19 protein-coding genes are annotated in these 22,172 nt (G+C 71.0%); 2 read left to right on the top strand and 17 right to left on the bottom strand.

The features are described from left to right. Nucleotides 1-8: 8 nt before the first annotated feature. From IF06_RS0114305 to IF06_RS0114260, 10 genes are all read right to left on the bottom strand, one after another. Nucleotides 9-1,010, bottom strand: a complete 1,002-nt coding sequence (locus tag IF06_RS0114305) for a C40 family peptidase (RefSeq protein WP_013476067.1) — start codon at nucleotides 1,008-1,010, stop codon at nucleotides 9-11. 144 nt (nucleotides 1,011-1,154) lie between these two features. Further along, on the bottom strand, nucleotides 1,155-2,564 hold the full coding sequence (locus IF06_RS0114300) for an NADH-quinone oxidoreductase subunit N (protein ID WP_030271518.1): 1,410 nt from the start codon (nucleotides 2,562-2,564) through the stop codon (nucleotides 1,155-1,157). A gap of 3 nt (nucleotides 2,565-2,567) precedes the next feature. Next, nucleotides 2,568-4,058, bottom strand: coding sequence for a complex I subunit 4 family protein (locus tag IF06_RS0114295; RefSeq protein WP_013476065.1), 1,491 nt, complete (start codon nucleotides 4,056-4,058; stop codon nucleotides 2,568-2,570). Nucleotides 4,059-4,062: 4 nt separating this feature from the next. Continuing rightward, complete coding sequence (locus tag IF06_RS0114290; RefSeq protein ID WP_013476064.1) at nucleotides 4,063-6,003, bottom strand: proton-conducting transporter membrane subunit; 1,941 nt, start codon at nucleotides 6,001-6,003, stop codon at nucleotides 4,063-4,065. Further along, the gene (locus tag IF06_RS0114285; RefSeq protein WP_013476063.1) at nucleotides 6,000-6,302 is read right to left on the bottom strand and encodes an NADH-quinone oxidoreductase subunit NuoK; all 303 of its coding nucleotides are present in this window, start codon (nucleotides 6,300-6,302) and stop codon (nucleotides 6,000-6,002) included. The genes IF06_RS0114290 and IF06_RS0114285 overlap by 4 nt, the downstream gene beginning before the upstream one ends. Continuing rightward, entirely contained in the window at nucleotides 6,299-6,862 is a 564-nt protein-coding gene (locus tag IF06_RS0114280; protein ID WP_013476062.1) for an NADH-quinone oxidoreductase subunit J, read from the bottom strand. Before IF06_RS0114280 ends, IF06_RS0114285 begins: the two co-directional genes overlap by 4 nt. Before the next feature lies 1 nt (nucleotide 6,863). Continuing rightward, nucleotides 6,864-7,796, bottom strand: a complete 933-nt coding sequence (locus tag IF06_RS0114275; RefSeq protein ID WP_013476061.1) for a complex I subunit 1 family protein — start codon at nucleotides 7,794-7,796, stop codon at nucleotides 6,864-6,866. Next, nucleotides 7,789-9,387 carry a hypothetical protein gene (locus IF06_RS34955; protein WP_013476060.1) on the bottom strand — a complete coding sequence of 533 codons (1,599 nt, stop codon included), beginning with the start codon at nucleotides 9,385-9,387 and terminating at the stop codon, nucleotides 7,789-7,791. The genes IF06_RS0114275 and IF06_RS34955 overlap by 8 nt, the downstream gene beginning before the upstream one ends. Then, nucleotides 9,378-9,701: an NADH-quinone oxidoreductase subunit A gene (locus IF06_RS0114265; protein ID WP_176739798.1), complete on the bottom strand. Its 324-nt coding sequence runs from the start codon at nucleotides 9,699-9,701 to the stop codon at nucleotides 9,378-9,380. Before IF06_RS0114265 ends, IF06_RS34955 begins: the two co-directional genes overlap by 10 nt. Nucleotides 9,702-10,026: 325 nt before the next feature. After that, nucleotides 10,027-11,199, bottom strand: coding sequence for a glycoside hydrolase family 3 N-terminal domain-containing protein (locus IF06_RS0114260; protein WP_225319486.1), 1,173 nt, complete (start codon nucleotides 11,197-11,199; stop codon nucleotides 10,027-10,029). Between the two features lie 171 nt (nucleotides 11,200-11,370). Here IF06_RS0114260 and IF06_RS0114255 point away from each other — a divergent pair, with 171 nt between their 5' ends. Next, on the top strand, nucleotides 11,371-11,817 hold the full coding sequence (locus tag IF06_RS0114255; protein ID WP_013476057.1) for a DUF305 domain-containing protein: 447 nt from the start codon (nucleotides 11,371-11,373) through the stop codon (nucleotides 11,815-11,817). A gap of 132 nt (nucleotides 11,818-11,949) precedes the next feature. Here the strand turns inward: IF06_RS0114255 and IF06_RS0114250 are convergent, their stop codons facing one another. Next, nucleotides 11,950-14,007 (bottom strand): heavy metal translocating P-type ATPase, encoded by a 2,058-nt coding sequence (locus tag IF06_RS0114250; RefSeq protein WP_013476056.1) that lies wholly within the window; start codon nucleotides 14,005-14,007, stop codon nucleotides 11,950-11,952. A gap of 351 nt (nucleotides 14,008-14,358) precedes the next feature. On the opposite strand from IF06_RS0114250, the gene IF06_RS0114245 reads away from it, so the two are divergent. Beyond that, nucleotides 14,359-17,226, top strand: coding sequence for a glycosyl hydrolase family 65 protein (locus IF06_RS0114245; protein ID WP_052166169.1), 2,868 nt, complete (start codon nucleotides 14,359-14,361; stop codon nucleotides 17,224-17,226). 73 nt (nucleotides 17,227-17,299) lie between these two features. Here the strand turns inward: IF06_RS0114245 and IF06_RS0114240 are convergent, their stop codons facing one another. From IF06_RS0114240 to IF06_RS0114215, 6 genes are all read right to left on the bottom strand, one after another. Next, nucleotides 17,300-17,923: a class I SAM-dependent methyltransferase gene (locus tag IF06_RS0114240; protein WP_030271507.1), complete on the bottom strand. Its 624-nt coding sequence runs from the start codon at nucleotides 17,921-17,923 to the stop codon at nucleotides 17,300-17,302. 115 nt (nucleotides 17,924-18,038) lie between these two features. Continuing rightward, nucleotides 18,039-18,977, bottom strand: coding sequence for a F510_1955 family glycosylhydrolase (locus IF06_RS0114235; RefSeq protein ID WP_030271505.1), 939 nt, complete (start codon nucleotides 18,975-18,977; stop codon nucleotides 18,039-18,041). Nucleotides 18,978-19,243: 266 nt separating this feature from the next. Then, nucleotides 19,244-20,356, bottom strand: coding sequence for a sensor histidine kinase (locus tag IF06_RS0114230; RefSeq protein ID WP_036310736.1), 1,113 nt, complete (start codon nucleotides 20,354-20,356; stop codon nucleotides 19,244-19,246). Further along, nucleotides 20,356-21,081, bottom strand: a complete 726-nt coding sequence (locus IF06_RS0114225; protein WP_047890774.1) for a response regulator transcription factor — start codon at nucleotides 21,079-21,081, stop codon at nucleotides 20,356-20,358. Before IF06_RS0114225 ends, IF06_RS0114230 begins: the two co-directional genes overlap by 1 nt. Before the next feature lie 5 nt (nucleotides 21,082-21,086). Further along, nucleotides 21,087-21,743: a hypothetical protein gene (locus IF06_RS0114220; RefSeq protein WP_198039661.1), complete on the bottom strand. Its 657-nt coding sequence runs from the start codon at nucleotides 21,741-21,743 to the stop codon at nucleotides 21,087-21,089. Between the two features lie 5 nt (nucleotides 21,744-21,748). After that, on the bottom strand, nucleotides 21,749-21,997 hold the full coding sequence (locus tag IF06_RS0114215) for an SHOCT domain-containing protein (protein WP_030271497.1): 249 nt from the start codon (nucleotides 21,995-21,997) through the stop codon (nucleotides 21,749-21,751). Nucleotides 21,998-22,172: the final 175 nt, after the last annotated feature.

Here is a 22,172-nt window from a genome sequence, read left to right as displayed (position 1 = left end):
CCGACGGTTCAGGTGACGCGGCGGAAGCCGGCGACCGGCATGTAGGTGATGCTCAGGACGTTGACCGGCTTACCGGCCCGCGGCGCGTGCACCATCAGGCCGTTACCCAGGTACAGCCCCATGTGGTGCAGGTCGCTGAAGAAGAAGATCAGGTCGCCGGGGCGGGCGTCGGCCCGGGACACCGGCCGACCCTCGTTCCACTGCGCGCCGGTGAAGTGAGTGAGCGAGATACCCGCGGCCTTGTAGGCGTACTGGGTGAGCCCAGAACAGTCGAAAGCGTCCGGGCCGTCGGCCCCCCAGACGTACGGGTCGCCGACCTGCTGGCAGGCGACGCGGATCGCCGTCTGCGCGGCGCTGCTGACCACGCCGCTGATAGTGGGGCAGCCCGTTACCTTCACCGTCGTCTTCGGCAGCGACGCGGTCAGGCGTTTGATCTCGGCGTCGATCTGCTTCTTCTTCGCCGCCAACTCGTCCTGCTGCTTGACCTCCGCGGCGATCAGCTCGTCCAGCTTCTTCTTCTGCGCCTGGTACCGGTCGCGGACAGCCAGCACACCGGCGATTTCCTGGTGCTGCTGGGCCGCAAGCCGGTCGAGGATCACCAACTGTTCGGCGAGGGTCCCAGGCTTGGTGCTCACCAGAAGGGCACCCAGTTCCTGCGAGGGGCCCCGCACATAGTACCGGGCGGCGATAGCGCCGACCCGGTTCATCGCCAGCGCGGACTCCAGTTCCAGCGGGGCCATCTTCTTCTCGAGGTCCGCCGCCTTCTTCTGGTTGACCTTCAGCTGGGCCCGCACCTTGTTGAAGCCTTCGATGGTGGGCTCGAGTTGTTCCCACTGCTTGTCGATCTGCGCTTCGATCTCGTCCGCCGAGGGCGCGGCGTGGACCGGTGCCGCCAGGAGCCCGGCGCCGAGCGCAGCGGCCGCGAGCAGGACGAGTGCACGGCGGGCCAGCCCGCCGCGACGGACGGGCGGGTGGCTCGCGGGGGGACGGCGAAGGGGCAGGGATGCCACCAGCACGGACTCCTTCTGGCCTTGGGAAGCGGGCGGGGCTGCGCGGTAGCGGCCCCACCCGCGGCGGGTTCGCCCACATCCTTACCTACTATTGGCCGATAGTTGAAGAGGGGACGGCCCGAGCAGCCAAAGTGTCACCGAGGGCTAGCGGCTGACCACGTACCAGAGCGGTCCGGCCACCAGCCCCAGCGCCAGGCTGACGGCCGACGCGAGGATGGCCGTCCGCGCCGTGACGCGCCGCAGGACGGCCTCGGAGGTCACCGCCGAGTCGCCGGGCTCTCGGTACACGGGAACGATCCAGCGCAGGTAGTAGAAGAGGCTGAGCACACTGTTGACGAACACGACGACGGCGAGCCAGGCGTACTCGCCGTCCCAGGCGGCGGTCGCGGTGGTGAGCTTGCCGACGAACACCGCCGTCGGCGGGGTGCCCACCAGGCCGAGGAGGGCGACCAGCAGGGCCGCGGCGAGCCCCGGCCGCCGGTAGGCCAGGCCCCGGAAGTCGGTGAGGTCGCGGTGCTCCGGAAGGGCGGCGGTGACCGCGAACGCGGCGATGTTCGTCACCGTGTAGCCGGCCAGGTACAGCAGCAGCGACGGCAGTGCCAGGTCGCTTCGTCCAATGGCCACGATGGGCACGAGCAGGAACCCGACCTGGCTGACGGTGGACCAGCCGAGCAGCCGGCGTGGGTCCGATTGCCAGTAGGCGGCCAGGTTTCCCAGGGTCATGCTGACGGCTGCCACGACAGCCACCGCGACCGCCCAGGACACGGAGGTGGGAAGGACGCCGGCGAGTCGGAAGACGGCGATCAGCGCGCCGATCTTCGGAACGGTGGTCAGGAACGTCGCCGCGGTGGCGGAGGTGCCCTGCGCGGCGTCGGGCACCCAGAAATGCGCGGGTACGCCGCCGGCCTTGAACATCAGCCCTGCGAGGAGAGCCACCGCAGCGACCGCGACCGCCCCGCGGGGCATGTCCGGCAGGCGCTGCGAAAGTTCGGGATAGGTGGTGGTGCCGGACAGGCCGGTCAGCACGGTGACGCCCAGCAGGAGCAGGATCCCGAACAAGGCTCCCAACAGGTACGTCTTCAGCGCGGCTTCGGCGCCGGCAGCGGTGTGGGCAAGACCGATCAGCGCGTAGAGCGGGATGCTGGCGAGCAGGAACCCGACGGCGAGGGCGAGCAGGTCGTTCGCCCCGGCCAGCAGCACCGCGCCGGCGGTGGAGAACAGGAGCAGGCTGTAGGTTTCGCTCTCCCGCGCGGTACCGGAGATCTCGTCGGCCGCGATCGCCAGGATGAGCAGGGTGCCGGACGCCGCGAGGATGCGGGCGATCCCGGTGGCCGTGTCGACGGCGAACGAGTTGTCAAAGGCGCTCGTCGCCGGCTCGCCCAACTGGATCGCGGCGACGACGATCGTGGCGACGAGCACGACGGCGGTGAAGATCCGGATGATCCACTGCCGGTGGCGGGGGACGAAGGAACCGCCGATCAGAGCGGCGAGGGCGCCGCCGGCGAGCAGCATCTCGGGGACCAGCAGCAGCGGTCGCATCATCTCCGTTTCCACCGGTCACCGCCCGAGCAGGCCGACGACGGCGTGGGCTGCCGGTTCGATGACGTCGAGCAGCGGGCGCGGCAGCACCCCAATCAGCAGGGACAGCAGCAGCAGCGGCCCGACCGACCAGAGTTCGCGGGCGCGCAGGTCGGTGAACCCGATGGACCTGCCGGTGGTGTCGCCGGTGAAGACGCGTTGCAGCGCGCGGAGGAACAGCGCCGCGGTGATCAGGATGCCGAGCACGGCGACGGCGGTGACCGGTGCCGCGGCGACGCTGCCGGTGAAGATCTGGAACTCGGCGATGAAGCCGGAGAAGGCGGGCAGGCCGAGGGAGGCGAACGCACCCACGGCGAACAGCGCGGCGAAGGTCGGCGCGGGCGCGCCGAGCCCGCCGAAGTCACGCATGTCGTAGGTGCCGGCGCGGTCCCGCAGGACGCCGGCGAGCAGGAACAGCGCCGCGGTGATCAGGCCGTGGCTGACCATCTGGGTGACCGCCCCGACGACCGCCACGCCGCGAGCCTGGGCGGTGTCGGCGGCGACCAGGCCGGCCACGCCGACGGCGAGGACGATGTAGCCCATGTGGTTGACCGACGTGTACGCGATCATGCGTTTGACGTTGGACTGGGCCAGCGCGACGAGCGCCCCGTAGAGCACCGACACGACGCCGACGACGACGACCACCCAGGCCCACGCCCTCCACGCCTGCGGGAGCATCGGCATGGCGATGCGGACGAAGCCGTAGGTGCCCATCTTCAGCAGCACCCCGGCGAGGACCGCCGAGCCGACGGCCGGTGCGTCGGTGTGTGCCGGCGGCAGCCAGGTGTGGAAGGGCACGGTCGGCGTCTTCACCGCCAGACCGAGCAGGATCGCCGCCAGCACCAGCCCACCCGCGACCGGCCGGCCCTGCAACGGCGGCGTGGCGACGAGTTCCGGCATGTCGAACGTGTGCGGGGCGGCAGCGACGTACAGGCCGATGAACCCAACCAGCAACGCGAGGGAGCCGAGGAAGGTGTAGAGGAAGAACTTCAGCGCCGAGTGTGCCCGGTTGCCATGGCCCCAGCCGGCGATGACAAAGTACATGCCGACGATGGACAGATCGAAGAAGACGAAGAACAGGACCAGGTCGGCGGCGACGAACAGACCGAGGCTGACGCTCTGCAGGAACAGAAACAGCGCCGCCTGCCCTCGGGGCCGGTGTCGCTCGTGCAGTGCGTACACCGCGCAGGCCAGGAAGATCACGGCGGTCATCACCACCAGCGGCAGCGAGAGCCCGTCCACACCGATGTGGTAGCTGCTGTTCACGCCGGGAATCCACGCCGCCCGCTCGGCGAAGGCGAGCTCACCGGTCGGCGGGGTGTGGTAACGCCACCAGACGACGGCGATCAACGCGAGATCGACGGCGGTCACGGCGATCCAGGTCCAGCGCGCCGCGGTGTCTCCCAGCCGCGGCAGCGCGACCAGTGCCACCGCTGCGAACAGGGGAAGGAAGACAATCACGCTGAGCACGGGTTCACCCCAACACCACGAGGACGACGACACCGACGAGGAGCACCACGACGGCCTGTAGGTAGTACTGGTAGAGCTGTCCGGTCTGCGGCCGGCGCGCGAACTGCCCGAGCCGGCGCATCCCGGCGGCGAACGCCTCCACCGCCCCGTCGAGCCACCGGTCGTCGGCCCGGCCGGCCCGAGCGGCCATCCGTAGCGTCCGGGCCGAGGCGAATTCGACGCCCCGGTCGAGGACCCGGTCGTCGAACGAGCCGGCCCGGCGGGACAGGCTCAGCACCGTGCGCGCCAGGGCTACCGCGGCCCGGTCCAAGACCCGGTCGTCGAAACGGGCCAACGCCTCGGCGCAGCGCAGCGTCGGTCGGACGACCAGGACTCGTGCTGCGGGCTCCAGCCCGAGCCAGTGCAGCGCCCAGCGCGGCTCGGGGATCGGGCGGCGGGCGACCGCCAGGACGACGACCAGTGCGATCACCGCCGACACCCCAAGCTCCGGCAGCGACACGTGGAACTTCTCCGGCTGCCCGACGGTCCGCGCGACCGTGGCGCCGACCGGTGGCAGAGCCAGCAGGCCAGCGAACCCCGCACCGATCGCGAGCGCGACCAGCGGCGCCTGCTGTAGGACGCCGACCCGCCTGGTGGCCGTCTCCTCCTCGTCCCGGTGGGCGTCGACGTCGGCCTGCTGGTCGGGGGGGACCCGCCGCCAGATGACCACCAGCACCTTCCCCGCGTAGGCGGCGGAGAGCGCCGACGCGGCCAACCCCACCGCGTAGAGCCACGGCGACTGCTCGAGGGCCGCCGCGAGGACCTCGTCCTTGGTCGCCCACAGCGACAGCGGCGCCATCCCCGCGAGCGCGAGCGCACCGACGGTTGCCGTCCACCCGACCCACGGCCACCGAGCGACGACCCCGCGCAGCCCGGCGAGCTGCTTGGTGCCCAGCGCCGTCAGCCAAGCTCCGGCCGCGAGGAAGAGCAAGGCCTTGGTGGCGGCGTGCGCGATCAGGTGCGTCGCGCCGCCCGCGATCCCGCCGGCCCCGGCGGCTAGCACCACGAAACCAAGCTGGGCGGAGGTGGAGGCGGCGAGGAGTTGCTTGAGGTCCCGCTGGGCGACCGCCACCGCCCCCAGCAGGAGCGCCGTCACCGCTCCGGCCCACATGGTGGCCGGGCCCGCCCACCCGGTCGTGGCCAGCAGCGGCTCGACGCGCAGCAGCAGGTAACCGCCCATGGCGACCATGGCCGCGGAGTGCAGCAGCGCGCTGACCGGGCTCGGGCCGGCCATCGCCCGAGAAAGCCAGAACGAGAAGGGCAGTTGCGCGGCCTTGCCCAGCGCGGCGATGAGCATCCCGGCGGCGATGAGGTGCCGCCAGCCGGGGCTGCTGTCGGGCAAATCGCGCAACGCCAGACCGGCGCCGCCCGCGAGGGCCGCGCCGGCGGCGAGGTAGAGGCCCAGGTCGGCGGCGCGCGTGGTGACGAACGCGGTCAGGCCTGCGGACACCCGGTCGGAGTCGCGCCACCAGAACCCAATCAGGGCGTACGAGGCGGCGCCCATGATCTCCCAGGCGAACAGCAGGGTGGGCAGCGTCGCCGCGGTGGCGGTGAGCGCGACGGAGGCGGCGAAGAGCAGCATCAGGCCGTGGAAGCGGGCCCGGGAGCGGCGGATCTCCCCTGCTGCGGCGAGTAGCACGAGCAGGGTGACCACCGTCAACATCGGCAGCACCAGGGCGGCGAGCCCGTCGACGGCGAGCGCGAACTCGGTGCCGGCGAGGAACGGCGCCGCCACCCGCGGCCGGGCCACCCCGACCACCGCCGACAGGGCCACCGACCCGGTGGCAACGGTGAGCGCGACGGGTGCCGCGAGCCGGTCAGCCCGCCGGTCGAACGCGAGCAACGCGCCGACGCCAGCCGGTAGGGCCACCAGTGACCAGAGCGCCGCCTGCGCAAGCCCGTTCATCGGGACAGGTCCGCGGCCATGTCGGTCATGTCGGTGCGGCGTACCCGGTGCAGGTGGGTGGCCACGGCGAAGCCCATCGCCATCTCGACGGTCATCGCCGTGATGATGACCAGCAGCAGGACCTGCCCGGACGGGTGCGGGGCGAGGAACCACCAGAATCCGGCGCCGGCCAGGATGAGACCGTTGAGCATCAGCTCCAGCCCCATCATCACCATGACGACGACCTGCTGGGACAGGGCGCCGTAGAGGCCGACGCTGAACAGCGCGGCCGCGACGAGCAGCACGGTCTGCAGGGTCATCGGCCGACCCCTCCGGGCTGCGGGTCGTCGGCCGGTCGCCGGCGCAGGTCGTCGCCGAACCGGTCGTAGCGGGTCCGGTGGGCGGCGAGGACCACGCCGGCGACGATGGTCACCGCCATGACCGCCCCAACGCCGGTCATGACCAGCATCTTCGGACCCATCAATTCCTCCCCCAACGCCTCGGTGACGTCGACGGGCGGGGCACCGCGCCGCGTGGGCCACGGCACGAGCAGCACCCCGGCGGCCAGCAGGACGAACACGCCGATGGACACCGCCAGGGCGTGCCGGTTGTCGTGGACCATGCTCATCGGCATCAGCGCCGGGTTCATGCCCATGAACATGACCATGTAGACCGCCATGACGGCCATCTCCATGACCATCATCAGGATCGTCACCACCCCGACGTAGTTCTGCTGCATCAGCAGCACCTGCAGACCGACGGCGATGAACGACACGGCGAGCGCGTAGCTGGCGCGGGCCATCGAGTCGACGACGAACACCGCAGCGCCGGCGAGCACGGCGACAACCGCCAGGGCCCAGAACACGACGTGGGTGACCACCTCAGCCCCTCCCTACGGCGACGACCGCGACGACCAGGTCCTGCAGCAGCACCGCGGGCAGCAGCACGATCCACCCGACCTCCATGAACACGTCCGGTCGTACCGCGGGCAGGCGGCGGCGCAGCCACACCAATGCGGCCAGCAGGGCAAGGGTCTTGATCAGCACCCAGGCCCAGTCGGGCAGCAGCGGGCCGGCGCCGCCGCCGAGGAACATCGGCACCGCGAACGCGGCCCCGGCGGCGAGCAGCGCGTACCGGCCACCCTGAAACAGCAGCCGGTCGACGCCGGACAGTTCGGCGGTCACACCGCCGGCCACGTCGGCGCCGAGGGCCGGGGAGAAGGGTCCCCAGACGGCGATCGCGAGGACGCCCAGGCAGAAGACGAGGAAGGCCACCGGCATCCAGACGACGAACCAGAGGCCCTGCTGGGCGGCGGCGATCGTCCCGACGTTCAGGCTCGACGCACCTACTGCGGGTGCCACGAGCGCGAACATCAGCGGCAGTTCGTAGGCCAGGCCGTGGGCGAGGAACCGGTAACCGCCGATCAGGGAGTGGGCCGAGTTGGCACCCCAGCCGGTCAGCCACACGAACGCCCACGCCAGAACGTCCATGGCGTTGAACCAGATCACCCCCACATCGAGGTTGAACAGCGTCCACCGCCCCAGCGGCACCACCGTGATGATCATCAACGCCATGAACAGCAGTCCCGCCCCGCCGATACGCCACAGCAGGCTGTCCCCCGCTACCGTGGTCCGCCGCCGCTGGCGCATCAGCCGGGCCACCTCACCGAACGGCTGACTCAGCCCTGAGGAGCTTGCGCCGGATGCCCATGAGGCCAGGAACCCGTCAAAGGCGGCGGCCGCGGCCGCCAACAGTCCGAGCAGTGCTGCGGCGGCCAGCGCCCAGCCGGCGGGGAGCACGGTGACGTCAGGCATGACTCACCTCGCGGTCCGTGACGAGGGGGTCGAGGTCGAGGCTGGCGACGATGAGGCGGGCGGTGGCGAGGTCCCACCCGCGTACGAGATCAGGGATCGCGTCGACGGGTACGCCGAGCGACGAGCCAGCGGGCCGCTGGCCGCCGATACTGTTCGCCGCGTGATTGAGCATGGCCAGCAGCCGGTCACGCACGTCGCCTGCCATGGTGGCCGGCAGACCCCGGCGGGCGAGGTCGTCCGCATCCAGTGGCCCGATGCGGTGCAGTGAGCGCCGCAGCCACCACGACCGGCCGACCACGCGGCGCAGCCGTTCGAGTTCCCCTGCTGGCCCGTCACGGTCATCGGTGAACAGCAGGGCGTCACGGATACGCCGAGCGCGGGAGGCGGCATCACCCCAGCCGGCGAGGCCCAGGAGGCTGGCGGCGTTGTCGCAGCGTCTGGCGGCGAACCGGCGCAGGTCCTCCGGCGCGTACCGGCGCTCCGGCTCGGCGGCGGGATCGGTCGCGGTGACGAGGCTGGTCTCCGCATCGACGATGACATCACCCTGAAGGGTGCACCGCAGGACGAGGCCCGCCGGCCAGTACGCCAGGACCGGGCCAAGTCGCAGGTGCAGGAAGTCCATCTCCAAGCCGTCGCGGTCCTCACCGCCGGAGGCGAGCGGGATACCGCCGGGGGCCATGTCCATACCCCCGTGCTCCATGCCGCCGTGGGCCATGCCGCCATGCTCCATTCCGCCGTGGCCCTCGTGCGTCATTGCGCCGTGGGAAGACTGCCCCATCCCCTTGTGATGGACGTCTTCAGAATCGGCGTGGGCGGCGTGCCCGGCATGGCTCATGTCGCCGTGGCCCTCAGAGGGCAGGTCCTCGTGCCCGGGGTGCGCCGCACCACCACCATGACCCGCCTGCCCACGGGCCGCCTTCTGGTCGTGGTCGCCATGCTCGGTGTGGCCGTGATCGCCATGCCCCTGGCCGCCGTCGTCGTCGGCGTGCTCACCGCCGCCGCGTGGCGGTTCCTCGTGGCCGACGTGGCCGTGCCCCTCATGCGCCGGCGCTGCGCGGTGTGGACGTTCCTGGCTTCCCGCGGAGTCGGCGCCGTTGCCGTGGTCGGCGTGCGGCTCATGGGCCGCCTCGTCCTGCTGTCCGCCGCCATGGCGGCGCTCCGGGGTGTGGTCGGCGTGCTCCTGTGGCGCGTGCCGTTCGTGGGGCAGCTGGTCGCCGGTGTGGGCATGGCCGATCGCGGTGTGGCCGGATGACCGGTCCTGGCTGTCGGTCCGCTGCCGGTTGAGGTCGAGCAGATCTTCCTGCGCTAGGACGAGGGCGGGCGGGACGGCATGCGGGGATTCGACATCGATGCGAGCCCGCGGGCCGGGCATCTGCTCCCACAGCCGGTGCAGCGGCTCCGCCAGCTGCGAGGGCGGTGGGCCGCAGACGGCCAGGATGTCGGCCTCTGCCGGGGACAAAGCCAGCCGCCAGCCGCGCGCCAGGACGTGGCGCTCGACCGCGGCCCGGGTCACCCAGTGCCCCGGCGCCTCTGCTACAAGCACGTGCGCGTGCCGGACGGCGAGCCGACTCACCGCGTCGCTCAGACCCATCGCAGCGCGCCTTCCCGCCAGGCCCACAGCACCGCAAGGAAGACTCCCCCGAGGAAGACGAACATCTCGACGATCGCTGTGGCCCCGAGCCGGGCGACGACCACCGACCACGGGTACATGAACAGCATCTCCACGTCGAACGCGAGAAAGAGCAGCGTGGCCAGGTACCACCGAACGTGGTAGCGCGACAACGCGTGCTCCTCAGGCTGCCACCCGGACTGGAAGGGCACGCTCCCCAGCGGTGAGGCAGCGATCGCCAAAGCCCGGTGGGCCAGGTACAGACCGCCGACAATGAGCGCGGCCACCAAGGCCATGCTCGCTGCCCCTGCGTACATTCCGCTTCCCTCCGCGCTGCTGACTCCCAAGCTGCTCACCGAGCGCTCGGCCATCCGGGGCCCCGCCGGCCGGTGCTGTCTCCCTTCGCCGCTCGCCGTCAGGCACTGTGCGAGATCTTGGGCCGAAATCAGAGGGTGCCCTGCCTTACCGGACCCTCACCCGGCACGTGACAAGCCCATCGTCGGGTCCGGCGTCTGCCGATCCAGCCGTCTCCTCACCCACTTCTACTATCATGAGGTAGTAGCCGACGCATGTTGTGCCGCGAGCACGCACACGGGTTGGAGCGTGCCCGGAGCACCTCGGTCAGCGTTTCGGGCGGAGGGAATCCACTCGCGCGACGGACTGGTCGATGCGGTCCTCGGTGATGCGCCCGGCCCGGACGAGATTGGTGATCGTGTCGACTGTTTCCTCGACGACTCTCTCGTTGTGTACCTGCTGGTTGGCGAAGACGAGCAGGTCGAGGCCGGCCTGCAACGCCAGGGCGACCGCCTCGGCGGCACCGTACCGGTCGGTGATGGCGACCGCCTGCATGTCGTCGCTGACCACCGGCCCGCGCCAGCCGAGCCGGCCGCGCAGCAGATCGGTCACGGTCGCGGCTGACAGCGACGCCGGGTACGCCGGGTCGAGCTGCTTGTTCAGCACGTGGGCGGCCATGACGGAGTCGGCGAGGCCGGCCTGGATCAGCCGTTGGAACGGTTCGAGTTCCTTTACCTGCCAGGTGTCGCTGACGTCGACGACCTCGAAATCGGTGTTTCCGGCGGCGCTACCCGATCCGGGAAAATGCTTCAGGCAGGTTTTCACACCAGCCGCCCGGTGCGCCTGGATCTCCTCCGTGGCGTTGCTGACGACCACGTCCGGGTCGGCCGAGAAGCTGCGACCCAGCTTGCCGATAGCCCTGCTGTCGGGGTTGATGTTCAGGTCGACGACCGGGGCGTAGTTCAGGTTGACCCCGATCCGCGTCAGCCCCGCCACCAGTCCTCGCGCCCAGTCGCCGGTCGCCGACGTGGAGTTCTCCGCGCCGATCTCGGCCTCCGACCTGGTCGCCGGGAAGCCGTTGCTCGGGTTGAGGCGGGCGGTACGGCCACCTTCCTGGTCGATGGAGACGATGAGCCGGCCGGGCGAGGCGCTTTTCAGGGTATTCACCAGGCCCGTAACCTGCTCGGGCGAGCGGATGTTACGCACCGACTTGCTCTCCAGGTCCTGGTCGAAGAGGATCACACCGCCCAGACCGTCCCGCACCGCCTTGATGATCCAGTTCGGGGCTTGGGCGCCGCGAAAGCCGACCACGAGCAGGCTGGCGATCTTTCGCCGCAGCGCCGCCCCGGCTCCGCGCGATGCGCCGGTCGGCCGTGGGCTGCTCGTTGGCCGGGGCGTCGAGGATGTGGCGCGGTGCGACTCGCAGCCGGCAACGGCTGCCACTGCAGCTGAGCCGAGTCCGGCGAGCAGCAGCCGGCGGGGCAGGTGAACGCTGTCCACCCCCGCACGTTAGGACCCATGCCCGCCCGATGCGTCCTCACCCAGAAGATGTCATCCGCTGGTGGGACGCCTCGACGAAGCGTGGTGAGAGTTGCGTCGGTTGGATCTGGTCTACCCGGGTACTGAGGGCCCTTGCCCGATGCTCACCACGCTGTCCACTCCGGAGGAGCGATGAAGCAGAACTATGTTCGGTTCGGTGTCGTCCTGGCGGTGAGTCTGGTCGTCATGTTCGTCCTGACCCTGTCGCAGATCCGCCGCTTCGGCGACTTCTACCTCAACCTGAGCAACTTCTACATGTCACTGATCATGGTGTCGATCATGGGCGTGATCATGATGGGCGTCATGAGCAGCATGTTCACCAACAAGCGTCTCAACATCATGCTGTACATCGCGTTCGCTGCTGTCTTCATCGGCGGATTCGCTGCCGTGCGCACCGAGCCGTTCGTGGGTAACGAGGGCTTCTTGAAGTCGATGATCCCGCACCACTCCCGGGCCGTGCTGGTCTGCCAGGAATCAGATATCACCGACCCCGAGATCATCGAGCTCTGCGACCAGATCGTGAAGTCACAGGAGGAAGAGATCACACAGATGAAGAAGATCCTCAAGGACCGCTACTGACTGGGTCGGCACTGAGGACGACCGAGGTCCGGTTGGGCCCTCAACCTCCCCCGGACGCGTCCCTACCGCGCCGTGACGGTCAGCGGGGCGACCGTTGCCAGCGCCAGCGACTGACAGGACTGACATGCGTCTTCAGTGGTCCTGTGGTGTGAGGTGCACCCAGCGCAGCGTCTGGGCGTTGAGGGCGACGACGATGGTCGAGGCGGACATGAGCACGGCGGCGGCGGCCGGGCTGAGTGCCACACCGGCCCAAGCGAAGACGCCCGCGGCGACGGGGATGGCCACCACGTTGTAGCCGGCGGCCCAGACGAGGTTCTGGACCATTTTGCGGTAGGACGCCTTGGACAGGCGGGCGGTGGCGGAGATGCCACGCGGGTCGGAGGAGGCGAGGACGACGCCGACGGATTCGATGGCCACGTCGGTGCCGGCGCCGATGGCCAGTCCGACGTCCGCGCGGGCGAGGGCGGGGGCGTCGTTGACGCCGTCGCCGACCATCGCCACCCGGTGGCCGCGCTGTTGCAGGCCGGCGACGATCTCGTCCTTGTCGGCGGGTAGCACCTCGGCGAAGACCTCGTCCTCGCCGGGACGGAAACCGAGATCGGCGGCGACCGCGTCGGCGACCGGGCGGGCGTCACCGGTGATCATCGCGATCTTCCGAATTCCGAGTTGGCGCAGCTCGGCGATGGCCTGTCGGGCCTCCGGGCGTACCTCGTCCTCGAGCGCCAGCGCGCCGAGCAGCTGGGGCGGGCCGTCGAGGCGGGCCAGGTAGAGCACGGCGGCGCCGCGCGCCGACCACGCCTGCTCGGCCTGGCGCAGTTCGGCAGGGACGTCGGCGTGCAGTTCCCGCAGCAGGGCCGGGCCGCCCACCGCGTATGCCGCCCCGGCCACGGTGGCCTGCACCCCGCGGCCGGGCAGCGACCGGAACTCCGAGCCGCTTGCCGGTCCGACTCGTTGGGCGGCGGCGACGATGGCCCGGGCGAGGGGATGCTCGCTGTCGGCCTCAACTCCGGCGGCCAGGCGCAGCACCTCGTCCTCGTTGGTGCCGTCGGCGGCGGCGACGCCGGTGACGGTGTGCTGGCCTTTGGTCAGGGTGCCGGTCTTGTCGATCAGGACCGCGTCGACGGTGCGCATCCGTTCCAGGGCGAGACGGTCCTTGACCAGGATCCCGGAGTTGGCCGCCACGCTGGTCGACAGGGCGATGACCAGTGGGATCGCCAGGCCGAGGGCGTGTGGGCAGGAGATCACCAGCACGGTGATGGTACGGACGACGGCCTGGTCGACCCGGCCGAGCGCGGACCAGACGATCAGGCTGAGCAGCGCGGTGGCGGTGGCGATGTAGAACAGCCACGCGGCGAACCGGTCGGCCAGCGCCTGCGCCCGCCCACCGGCTGCCTGCGCCTGCGCGACCAGCCGTTGGATGCCGGCCAGGGCGGTGTCCTCCCCCACCGCGTCGACCTGGACGCGGATCGCCGAGTCGGTGGCCACGGTGCCGGCGACCACCCGGTCCCCCACCCGACGTGGGACCGGCCGCGACTCGCCGGTGATCATCGATTCGTCCAGCTCGGCGCCGCCCTCGACGACGTGCCCGTCAGCGGGCACGCGTCCACCGGGGCGGACCAGCGCCCTGTCGCCGACCCGCAACTCGGCCGCCGCCACCCGCTCGACGGCTCCGCCCGGGCCGACCCGCTCGGCCTCATCGGGCAGCAGGGCGGCCAGCGCGGCCAGGGCCCCCCGGGCTTGGCCGATGGCTTTCATCTCCTGCCAGTGGCCGAACAGCATGATCGTGACCAGGGCGGCGAGCTCCCACCAGAAGTCCAGGCGGAACAGGCCGACACTCGTCGCCGCGGAGGCGACGTACGCCACGGTGATGGCCATCCCGATCAGCAGCATCATGCCGGGGGCGCGGTCGCGGACCTCGCGGACCGCGCCGACGAGGAACGGCCAACCGCCGTAGAAGAACACCACCGACCCGAGCACCGGACCAACCCACAAAACACCGGGGAAGTCCAGCGAGTAACCCAGCCAGTCCATGATTAGACGGCTGGTGAGGACGACCGGGATGGTCAGCGCCAGACACACCCAGAACCGGCTGCGGAACATCTCGGGGGTGTGGCCGGCGTGCTTGTCGTGCTGCGGGTGCGTCCCGGCGCCGCCGCAGGCATGGCCGGGCTGCCCGCCGCCGTGGTGCACCTGCCTCGCCTCCCGAAACCTGTCTGCGGCCGCCGGGTGCCACGCTCACCGCCCCGGCACATCAGCGGCTGGGGCGGCGCTGCGCCGACGCCCCAGGTCTTCACCATCGCGGGTGCGACGGCGCGCCGGTGGGATCTCAGCGATTCCGCCGCTGGCTGGCCTGGCCACGGATAGGGTCTCGCTGGAAGGTCTGCGGCTCCTGCCGGGCGGGCCTCCTCACCCGAAGGCTCGTGGAGGCGGGTGGTGACTACTTGCGGCGACAGTGGCATCGACGCGCGAGACAGCTGCGGTGCTGACAGGTTTCGCCTGCCCCTCGAACGTCTCGACGCGGTCCTGTTCGACCTGGCAGCGGTGTCGGAGCACAACCCACCGGCCACCTGGGGGCCGCCGACTGCGGTGATGGTCGCGGAGGCGCAGAGCCTGCTCGGGTCGCTGCGCCGGTCGGGGCTGACGTCCGGAGTCATCGGCCGGCCTGGCAACGGATTCGGCATCGACCAGCTGACCGACCTCGTGCTAGACGGCCAGGAGGTTACGGCGCGGCTGCCGGACCCGGCGGTCCTGCTGCAGGCGGCAAGGCTGCTCGGGGTGCATCCGGCGCGAACCGCGGTGGTGCATTGCGCGCCGGCGGGGGTGCAGGCCGCCTGTCGCGGCGGGTTCGGGCTGGTCGTGGGTATCGCGTACGGCGGGGCCTGGGCAGCGGCCGAACTGCGGGCGCACGGCGCGGAACCGGTGCTGCGCGGTCTGGCGTACGTGACGGTCGACGAACAGGCGATGCGACGCCGATGGTGGCAGCCGGCGTCGACGGCCGGCGCCGAGCACGCCGGCTGGCTTCTCGACTACACCGGCGTCGACCTCGCGACGGAGGGGATCCGCGAGACGCTGTGCACGATCGGCAACGGCTACCTGGCCACCCGCGGCGCGGCACCGGAGGCCGATGCCGGCCGCAGCCACTACCCGGGCACCTACGCCGCTGCGATCTTCAACCGGCTGCGGACGCGACTGCATGAGCACGTCCATGAGGACGAGAGCCTGGTCAACCTGCCGAACTGGCTGACGCTGCGCTGGCGACGGCCCGGAGAGCGGTGGGTGAGACCGGACGCGCGCGGCGTCAGCGAGCACCGGCAGACGCTCGACCTGCGAGCCGGGGTGCTGCACCGCCGCTACCGGCATGTCGACGGTTCGGGCCGAGCCACCACCATGGTGTCGCGCATGCTCGTCTCGATGGCGACGCCGCACCTGTCCGCGTTGGAGACCACGCTGGTGCCGGAGAATTGGTCGGGCACGCTGCAGGTGCGCTCGGGCATCGACGGTCGGGTCGCCAACCGGCAGGTCGCCGAGTACGGGCCGCTGGCCGGCCGGCACCTGCGCCCGGACGGGCAGGGACGAGACGGCGACGACGGACTGTGGCTGCGGGTCAGCACGACCCAGTCCCGGGTCGAGGTCGCGACCGCCGTGCGTACCCGGCTGTTCCAAGCCGGCGTCCGCGTGGACGCACAACGGCGCGTGGACATGCTGCCCGGTCGTCCGCAGGAGACCTGGACGGTCGCGGTGCGCGCGGGCCAGCCGCTGCGCGTGGAGAAGATCGCCGCCCACCACACCTCCCAGGACCGGGCGGTCACGGAACCTGCCGCCGCGTCCCGGGACGCGGCGGCCCGGGCCGGCTCCTTCGCCGAACTGCTCGGTGAGCAGGTCCGCGCGTGGCGGCGGCTGTGGGAACGCAGCCACATCGAGCTGCACACGGACCATCCCTGGCCATCGCTGGAGCTCAACCTGCACACCTTCCACCTGCTGGTCGCCACCTCGCCGAACGTCACCGACCTCGACGCCGGCGTCGGTGCGCGCGGCCTGCACGGCGAGGGGTACCGGGGTCACGTCTTCTGGGACGAGGTTTTCGTCCACCGGGTGCTGGCGCTGCACCTGCCCGAGGCCAGCCGCGCGCTGCTGCTCTACCGGTGGCGTCGCCTCGACGCCGCGCGGCGGGCCGCGGCCGCGATCGGCTGCCGGGGGGCGATGTTCCCGTGGCAGTCCGGCAGCGACGGCCGGGAGGAGACGCCGAGGGAGCTGTTCAACACCCGTACCGGCCGGTGGATGCGGGACCGGTCGGCGCGGCAACGGCACGTCGGCCTGGCGGTCGCGTACTCGGTGTGGCAGTACCACCAGGCCACCGGGGACCTGGACTTCCTGCGTACGCATGGCGGGGAGCTGATCCTGGAGACGGCCCGGTTCTTCGCCGACCTGGCGCGGCGCAACCCGCGCACCGGACGGTACGAGATCACCGGCGTGATGGGCCCGGACGAGTTCCACGACGGCTACCCCGACCGCGAGGCACCCGGCCTGGACAACAACGCCTACACCAACGTGATGACGGTGTGGCTGCTACGCCAGGCCCTCGCGGTGGTCGACCTGCTGGCCTGCCGAGACGGCACGAGCCTGCCCGACCGGCTCGGCATCGACGACGGCGAGCTGGCGCGGTGGGCCGAGATCACCACCAGGATGTACGTGCCGTGGCACGACGACCGGATCATCAGCCAGTTCGACGGCTACGCCGACCTCGCGGAACTCGACCTCGACGCCTACCGCCGCCGGTACGGGAACATCGGCCGGCTCGACCTCATCCTCGCCGCCGAAGGGGACTCCCCCAACCGCTACCGCATCGGCAAGCAGGCGGACGTGCTCATGCTGCTCTACCTGCTCTCCGCCGAGGAACTGCGCGAGCTGCTCGCCGGCCTGGGGTACCACTGGCCACCGGAGGCCCTGCCCCGCACCGCCGGCTTCTACCTGCACCGGGCGAGCCACGGATCGACGTTGAGCAGGGTGGTGCACGCCTGGGTGCAGGCCCGCACCAACCGGACCGCCTCCTTCGGAAACTTCACCGACGCGTTGGCCGCCGACATCCGCGACACCCAGGGCGGCACCACCCGGGAGGGCATCCACCTCGGCGCCATGGCCGGAACCCTCGACCTGGCCGAACGCTGCTACCTGGGAATCGAGACCCGGCAGGACGCCCTCTGGTTCAACCCCCGCCTACCGCACGAGATCACCCGGCTGCACACCCTGATCACCTACCGCGGCCACCAGCTGCACGTCACGGCCACCGGCAGCGCCCTCGCCCTCATCGCCTCACCCTGCAACGCGGCACCGGTCACCGTTCACGTGGCGAGACAGCCGCCGCAGACCATCGGCGGAGGCCAGCAGGTGTCGATCTCCCTGACCGGCTGAGGCCGCCGCTGGCACCCTTGCTGGTCAGGGCGGAACCCCTCGACGGACAAGTTGGGCAGGGCGGGAATCTCCCTCACGTGCCGGCCGGCTTACTGGCTGCGAGGCGTTCGATCACACCAGCGGCGAAGCGCTGATGCTGCTCGATGTGCAGACCGGCCGCGGCCACGTCACGGATGGGACGCCGCCGGAAATGCTCACCGGCCGCCGGAACGCTGACCAGTTCGATGAGGCGTTGAATCGCCCGAACGGGACGATTGGCGCCGACCACATGGTCGGCCAGCAGGAGCAGACCGCCGGGGCGCAGGACCCGGATCATCTCCTCGACCGCGCGGTGGTCGTCCGGGATGGCGCAGAGTGAGAGGGTGCAGACGACGGTGTCGAAGGTGGCATCGGGAAAGTCCAAGTCGTGGGCGGTACCGGGCCGCAGGTCGACCTCCCGGCCCAGTTCGGTGGCCCGCCGGCCCGCAATCTCCAACATCCTCGGGCTCAACTCGACCCCGGTGATCCGTACGCTGTCCGGGTAGTAGGGCAGATTTCGCCCCGTGCCGATGGCGACCTCGAGGGTGGCGCCGGTGGCCTGCCGGCAGATCCACTCCCGGGTGTCGCGCAGGAAGCGGCGTTCGATGAAGGCCATCTGCCGGTCGTAGCCGGCGGCGTGCCGGTCCCAGACGCGGCGCTGCTTCTCGTCGTCACTCATGGTGGCGAAGATAGGTGACCTGCACCAACTCTGCCGGCGTACCGACCTGCCGGCCGTCGCCGGACCCTGAGTGCCAGCGAGCACCCGCTGTGGCCACGGTAGCGGCCCGGCGACCTCACTGCGGCACGTACCGGTCGGTCCAGGTGGCGCCCGCGTCGGTGGTGGCGACGACCCGGTCACCGGCGAGCGCGGCGAAGAGCGTGCCCTTGTCGGTGGCGATGCTGTGCGGCTGCCCCGGCACCGCTCCGCGGCGCTGCCACTGCTGCCCGCCATCGGTCGAGGACCAGATCGCTCCGTCCTGGGCCACCCCCCACACGCCGGTGCGGTCCCAGGCGAGTAGGCCGACAGCGGGAGCGCCCGCGACCGTCTGCCAGCTCCGGCCGCCGTCGGTGGAGCGCTGCAGCCCGTCGCGCCCCACCGCGAGGATGCTCTGCGCATCGGTCGGGCTGACCGCGAACTCCCCCATCGCCACCCGGGACCGCTGCTCCCAGGTCCGCTGGTCGACGCTCACCATGAACGCACCATCCGTGGAGTTGTAGCCGTACACCGAGCCGTGGGCGGCCTGCAGCCCGTGGAAGTCCGCCGCGCCGGAAAGCGACTTCGCCCGCCAGGTCACCCCACCGTCGGTCGACTCGATCAGACCTACGTTGGCCGGGCCGTCCTCGGAGTGGCCGGAGGCCAGGAAATGCCCGGGGCCGACCACGGTGAAGCCCATCAGGTCCAGGGCGTCCTTCGATACCCGCACGGCGGTGTGCGCGTCGTCGACGCGGAACAGCCCGACGTGGGTGGCGACGTACAGGGCCCCGCTGCCCGGGTCGGTCGCAACCCCGTGCACGTGCCCGAACCCGTCGTGCCCGGTACCCGCCGCGCCGTGGTCAGCCGAGGAGCCCTGGTCCCGCAGGACGAACACCACCACGGCGGAGAGGACGGCCAGCGCGGCCAGCGCCGTCACGACGATCTTCCGGGTCGGCCCGGACTGCGGCTCGCCGGCTTGCGCCTTACGCGCGGAGCCGGATCTGCTGCTCGGTCGCGTCGGCTGCGACGTCCTGCTCATCGGCTGCGTCCACCTTCTCATCGTTGATCAACTTGCTGGCCGAGGGCCCCTGTCCTGGCAGGGTTCAGGGTGACCTTCCGCCCCCACCAACAATGACGCGAAGTCGGCGGAAGACCCGTCCGAAGACCATGAAGATTCGCTGAAGAACGGGCCCGGGCTTCAGTAGGGGCGGGGCGTCGGTCGCGTGGGAGACGCACCCGACCGCATCCCCGCGTACGTGTGATCGGGCGCACGTCACATGCTTCCCCCGCCTGCGTGCCGGCAACTCAGCGGGCCGGCATTGCGGGCAGGGTGAGGGTGAAGGTGGCACCGGCTCCGATGCCGGCGCTGGCGGCCGAGAGCCGGCCGCTGTGGGCCTGGGCCAGGGCGCGGGCGATGGTCAGCCCGATGCCGCTACCCCCGGTAGTCCGGCTGCGGGCCGGGTCGGCCCGGTAGAACCGATCGAACACGTGTGGCAGGTGCTCGGCGGCGATGCCCTCGCCGGTGTCGGCGACCGCGATGGCCGCCTCTCTGGCGCTGGAGCTGGTGGTGATCGTGACGCTTCCGCCGGTGGGAGTGTGGCGGAGCGCGTTGCCGAGCAGGTTGTCGAGGATCTCGCGCAGCCGGTCGGGGTCGGCGAGCGCCCGCGCCGGCGCGGGACCGGCCCGGTGTTCGAGGACGACGCCCTTGTCTGCGTAACCGGCGGCTGCGGCGCGAACCGCCTCGTCAACGACCACGTCGACGTCCAGCGGCTCGACCCGCAGGTCGGCCCGGCGTTCCTCCGCCCGCGAGAGGCCGTGGATATCATCGGCCAGGCGGTCCAGCCGCCTGGTCTGATCGCGAAGCGTCCGCCACGTATCCGGGATGGCGGGGATGACACCGTCCTCGATGCCCTCGAGGAAGCTGTCGACGGTGGCGATCGGGGTACGCAGCTCGTGTGCGAGGTCGGCGAGCAGCTCCAGCCGGCGCCGTTCGGTGTTCTGCAGCGTGGCGGCCATCCGGTTGAACGCGTCATCCACCGCGGCGAGCTCCGCTCCCAGCCGGCTCGGCGGCATCCGCGCGTCGTAGTCACCGTCGGCGACGCGGGTCGCGACTCCGGAGAGTTCGGACAGCGGACCGGCCAACCGCCGCGTGATGAACCAGCTCACCGCCAACGACGTCACCAGAGCGGCGCCAACCGCCACACCGAGCGCGACGAGCAGCGTGGCGATCAGGGCGGACTCGAGATCCTGGGTCATGCCGGCGGACATGCCCATCATGCGGTGCAGGTGACTGCGGAACAGGGCCGGCGCGACGGCGAACGCCACCAGCACCAGGGTGACCGCCCCGGCAGCCACGATCAGCGACTGCGCGATGAACAGCCGGGTCGAGAGCCGGTCGGTTCGCAGTCCGGGCCGCATCAGCCCGGACCCATCCGGTAGCCGACGCCACGGACGGTGCGGACGTAGCGCGGCTGGGTGGCGTCGTCGTCGAGCTTGCGACGCAGGTTACCGACGTGCACGTCGATGACGTGCTCGTCGCCGTACCAGTCGCCGCCCCAGACATGGTCCAGCAACTGCCGCCGGCTGAACGCCACCCGGGGCTGCGCGCTGAGCGCGTCGAGCAGGTCGAATTCGGTGCGCGTCAGCTCAACATCCTGGCCGCGCACGCGGACCTCCCGCCCGGCCACGTCGATCTCCAGGTCGCCGAATCGGCGGACCTGGGTCTCCGGTACGGCCGAAGGCGTACGCGGGCGGCGAAGCATGGCGCGCACCCGGGCGACCAGCTCCCGGGGTGAGAATGGCTTCGTCAGGTAGTCATCGGCCCCGACCGACAACCCCACCAACTTGTCCACCTCGTCGCTCTTGGCGGTGAGCATGATGATGTACGCGTCGCTGAACGCCCGGACACGCCGGCACACCTCGACGCCGTCGATACCGGGCAGCATCAGGTCCAGCACGATCACGTCCGGCTCGGTGTCGCGGGCCGACTCCACGGCGGCGTTGCCGTCTGCGGCGGTGACCACGTCGAAGCCCTCCCGGGTCAGGTAGCCGGAGACGACCTGCACCAGGGGTGGCTCGTCGTCGACCACCAGCGCGCGGAACCGGGCGCCCCCGGCGCCCGGCTCCACCCCGTCAACCCGCATGGCACCTATTCCTCGCTCATGGTGACGAACGTCCCGTGCCACGTGTGATCCCACACCGCGCCGGTGTACGCGTTCACCGACATCATCCCGACCGGCCTTCCGTCCCGCAGCGTGTGCAGGGTGTAGTACCCGGGGAACTCATCGGCCTCGCCGGCAACCAGTCCCCTCCCCTGCCGGTCGAGCCAGCGCTGGGCGATGGTGGTGGCTTCGGCCGCCGACACCCGCGCCGCCCCGGTCGTCGCGCGGGCGTGCATCCCGTAGCCGGTGTTCCACATCATCGCCGGACCGTACTCGACGCTGACCCCACCACTGCCCGGATCGATCAGCACCTCCGTGGCACCGCGCCCCGCTGCTGTGGTCAGTTCCGCGTAGTAGCCGTTGGCGAACTGCATCGTCTCACCGACGCGCAGACCGAGCCGGTCGGCGAACGCGGCCCCGCGTTGACGGGCCTGGTCCAGCGACTCCACCCGCTGCCCGTCACCGGCCAGGCCGTAGGAACCGCCCATCATGCTTGCGCCGCTCATCATGCCGGGGCCGGAGTGGCCGCCCATCATGTTCCAGTTCGGGGGTGATGGATCGGCCGCCGCCCAGGCTGCCCCGGTGGTCACCGCTGTCACCGCCGCGACGATCGCCGCGGCCAGCGCCGCCCGCTTGTGCCTCATCGTCCTCACCTCCGGGCCGAACGGGCCGCCGCCAGGTCCTCGCGTGCCCGCCGGTACTGCTCGACGTCGATCTCGCCGAGGGCGAACCGACGGTCGAGGATCTCCTCCGGCCGCTCCGGCCGGCCACCCTGCTCCGAACGGCCCCGGGGCAGCAGAACGCCGACGCCCCAGACGATCAGCCCGACAACCACGATCCAGAACAGGGCCATGAAGATCCAACCGCCCATCCCCATACCCCAGCCGTAGCCCATCATCGCCGTCTCCCTACCTCGCTTCCGTGCCTTACGCCATTCATGCTCCGACCGGCGTCTCAACGACCGATGCGGCGTACCGTCAAGATTTCGTCAAGGCCTCCGCTCACCGTGCGGTGACACCGCATAGGCACACATTCATGGGCTACGCACGCAAGGCCGATGGCGGTGTCGATCG

Source organism: Micromonospora globosa (assembly GCF_000717585.1).
Classification (GTDB): Bacteria; Actinomycetota; Actinomycetes; order Mycobacteriales; family Micromonosporaceae; genus Micromonospora; species Micromonospora aurantiaca.
This window is presented reverse-complemented; position numbering and strand designations above follow the sequence as displayed.

What these genes read in the sequence shown, in the direction of transcription:
- IF06_RS0114230 (WP_036310736.1), bottom strand. Translation starts at nt 20,356, where the DNA reads ATGCGGCCCGGACTGCGAACCGACCGGCTCTCGACCCGGCTGTTCATC.
- IF06_RS0114265 (WP_176739798.1), bottom strand. Translation starts at nt 9,701, where the DNA reads ATGGCCTTGGTGGCCGCGCTCATTGTCGGCGGTCTGTACCTGGCCCAC.
- IF06_RS34955 (WP_013476060.1), bottom strand. Translation starts at nt 9,387, where the DNA reads ATGGGTCTGAGCGACGCGGTGAGTCGGCTCGCCGTCCGGCACGCGCAC.
- IF06_RS0114235 (WP_030271505.1), bottom strand. Translation starts at nt 18,977, where the DNA reads ATGAGCAGGACGTCGCAGCCGACGCGACCGAGCAGCAGATCCGGCTCC.
- IF06_RS0114225 (WP_047890774.1), bottom strand. Translation starts at nt 21,081, where the DNA reads ATGCGGGTTGACGGGGTGGAGCCGGGCGCCGGGGGCGCCCGGTTCCGC.
- IF06_RS0114220 (WP_198039661.1), bottom strand. Translation starts at nt 21,743, where the DNA reads ATGAGGCACAAGCGGGCGGCGCTGGCCGCGGCGATCGTCGCGGCGGTG.
- IF06_RS0114285 (WP_013476063.1), bottom strand. Translation starts at nt 6,302, where the DNA reads ATGACCCTGCAGACCGTGCTGCTCGTCGCGGCCGCGCTGTTCAGCGTC.
- IF06_RS0114215 (WP_030271497.1), bottom strand. Translation starts at nt 21,997, where the DNA reads ATGATGGGCTACGGCTGGGGTATGGGGATGGGCGGTTGGATCTTCATG.
- IF06_RS0114275 (WP_013476061.1), bottom strand. Translation starts at nt 7,796, where the DNA reads ATGCCTGACGTCACCGTGCTCCCCGCCGGCTGGGCGCTGGCCGCCGCA.
- IF06_RS0114290 (WP_013476064.1), bottom strand. Translation starts at nt 6,003, where the DNA reads ATGAACGGGCTTGCGCAGGCGGCGCTCTGGTCACTGGTGGCCCTACCG.
- IF06_RS0114240 (WP_030271507.1), bottom strand. Translation starts at nt 17,923, where the DNA reads ATGAGTGACGACGAGAAGCAGCGCCGCGTCTGGGACCGGCACGCCGCC.
- IF06_RS0114255 (WP_013476057.1), top strand. Translation starts at nt 11,371, where the DNA reads ATGAAGCAGAACTATGTTCGGTTCGGTGTCGTCCTGGCGGTGAGTCTG.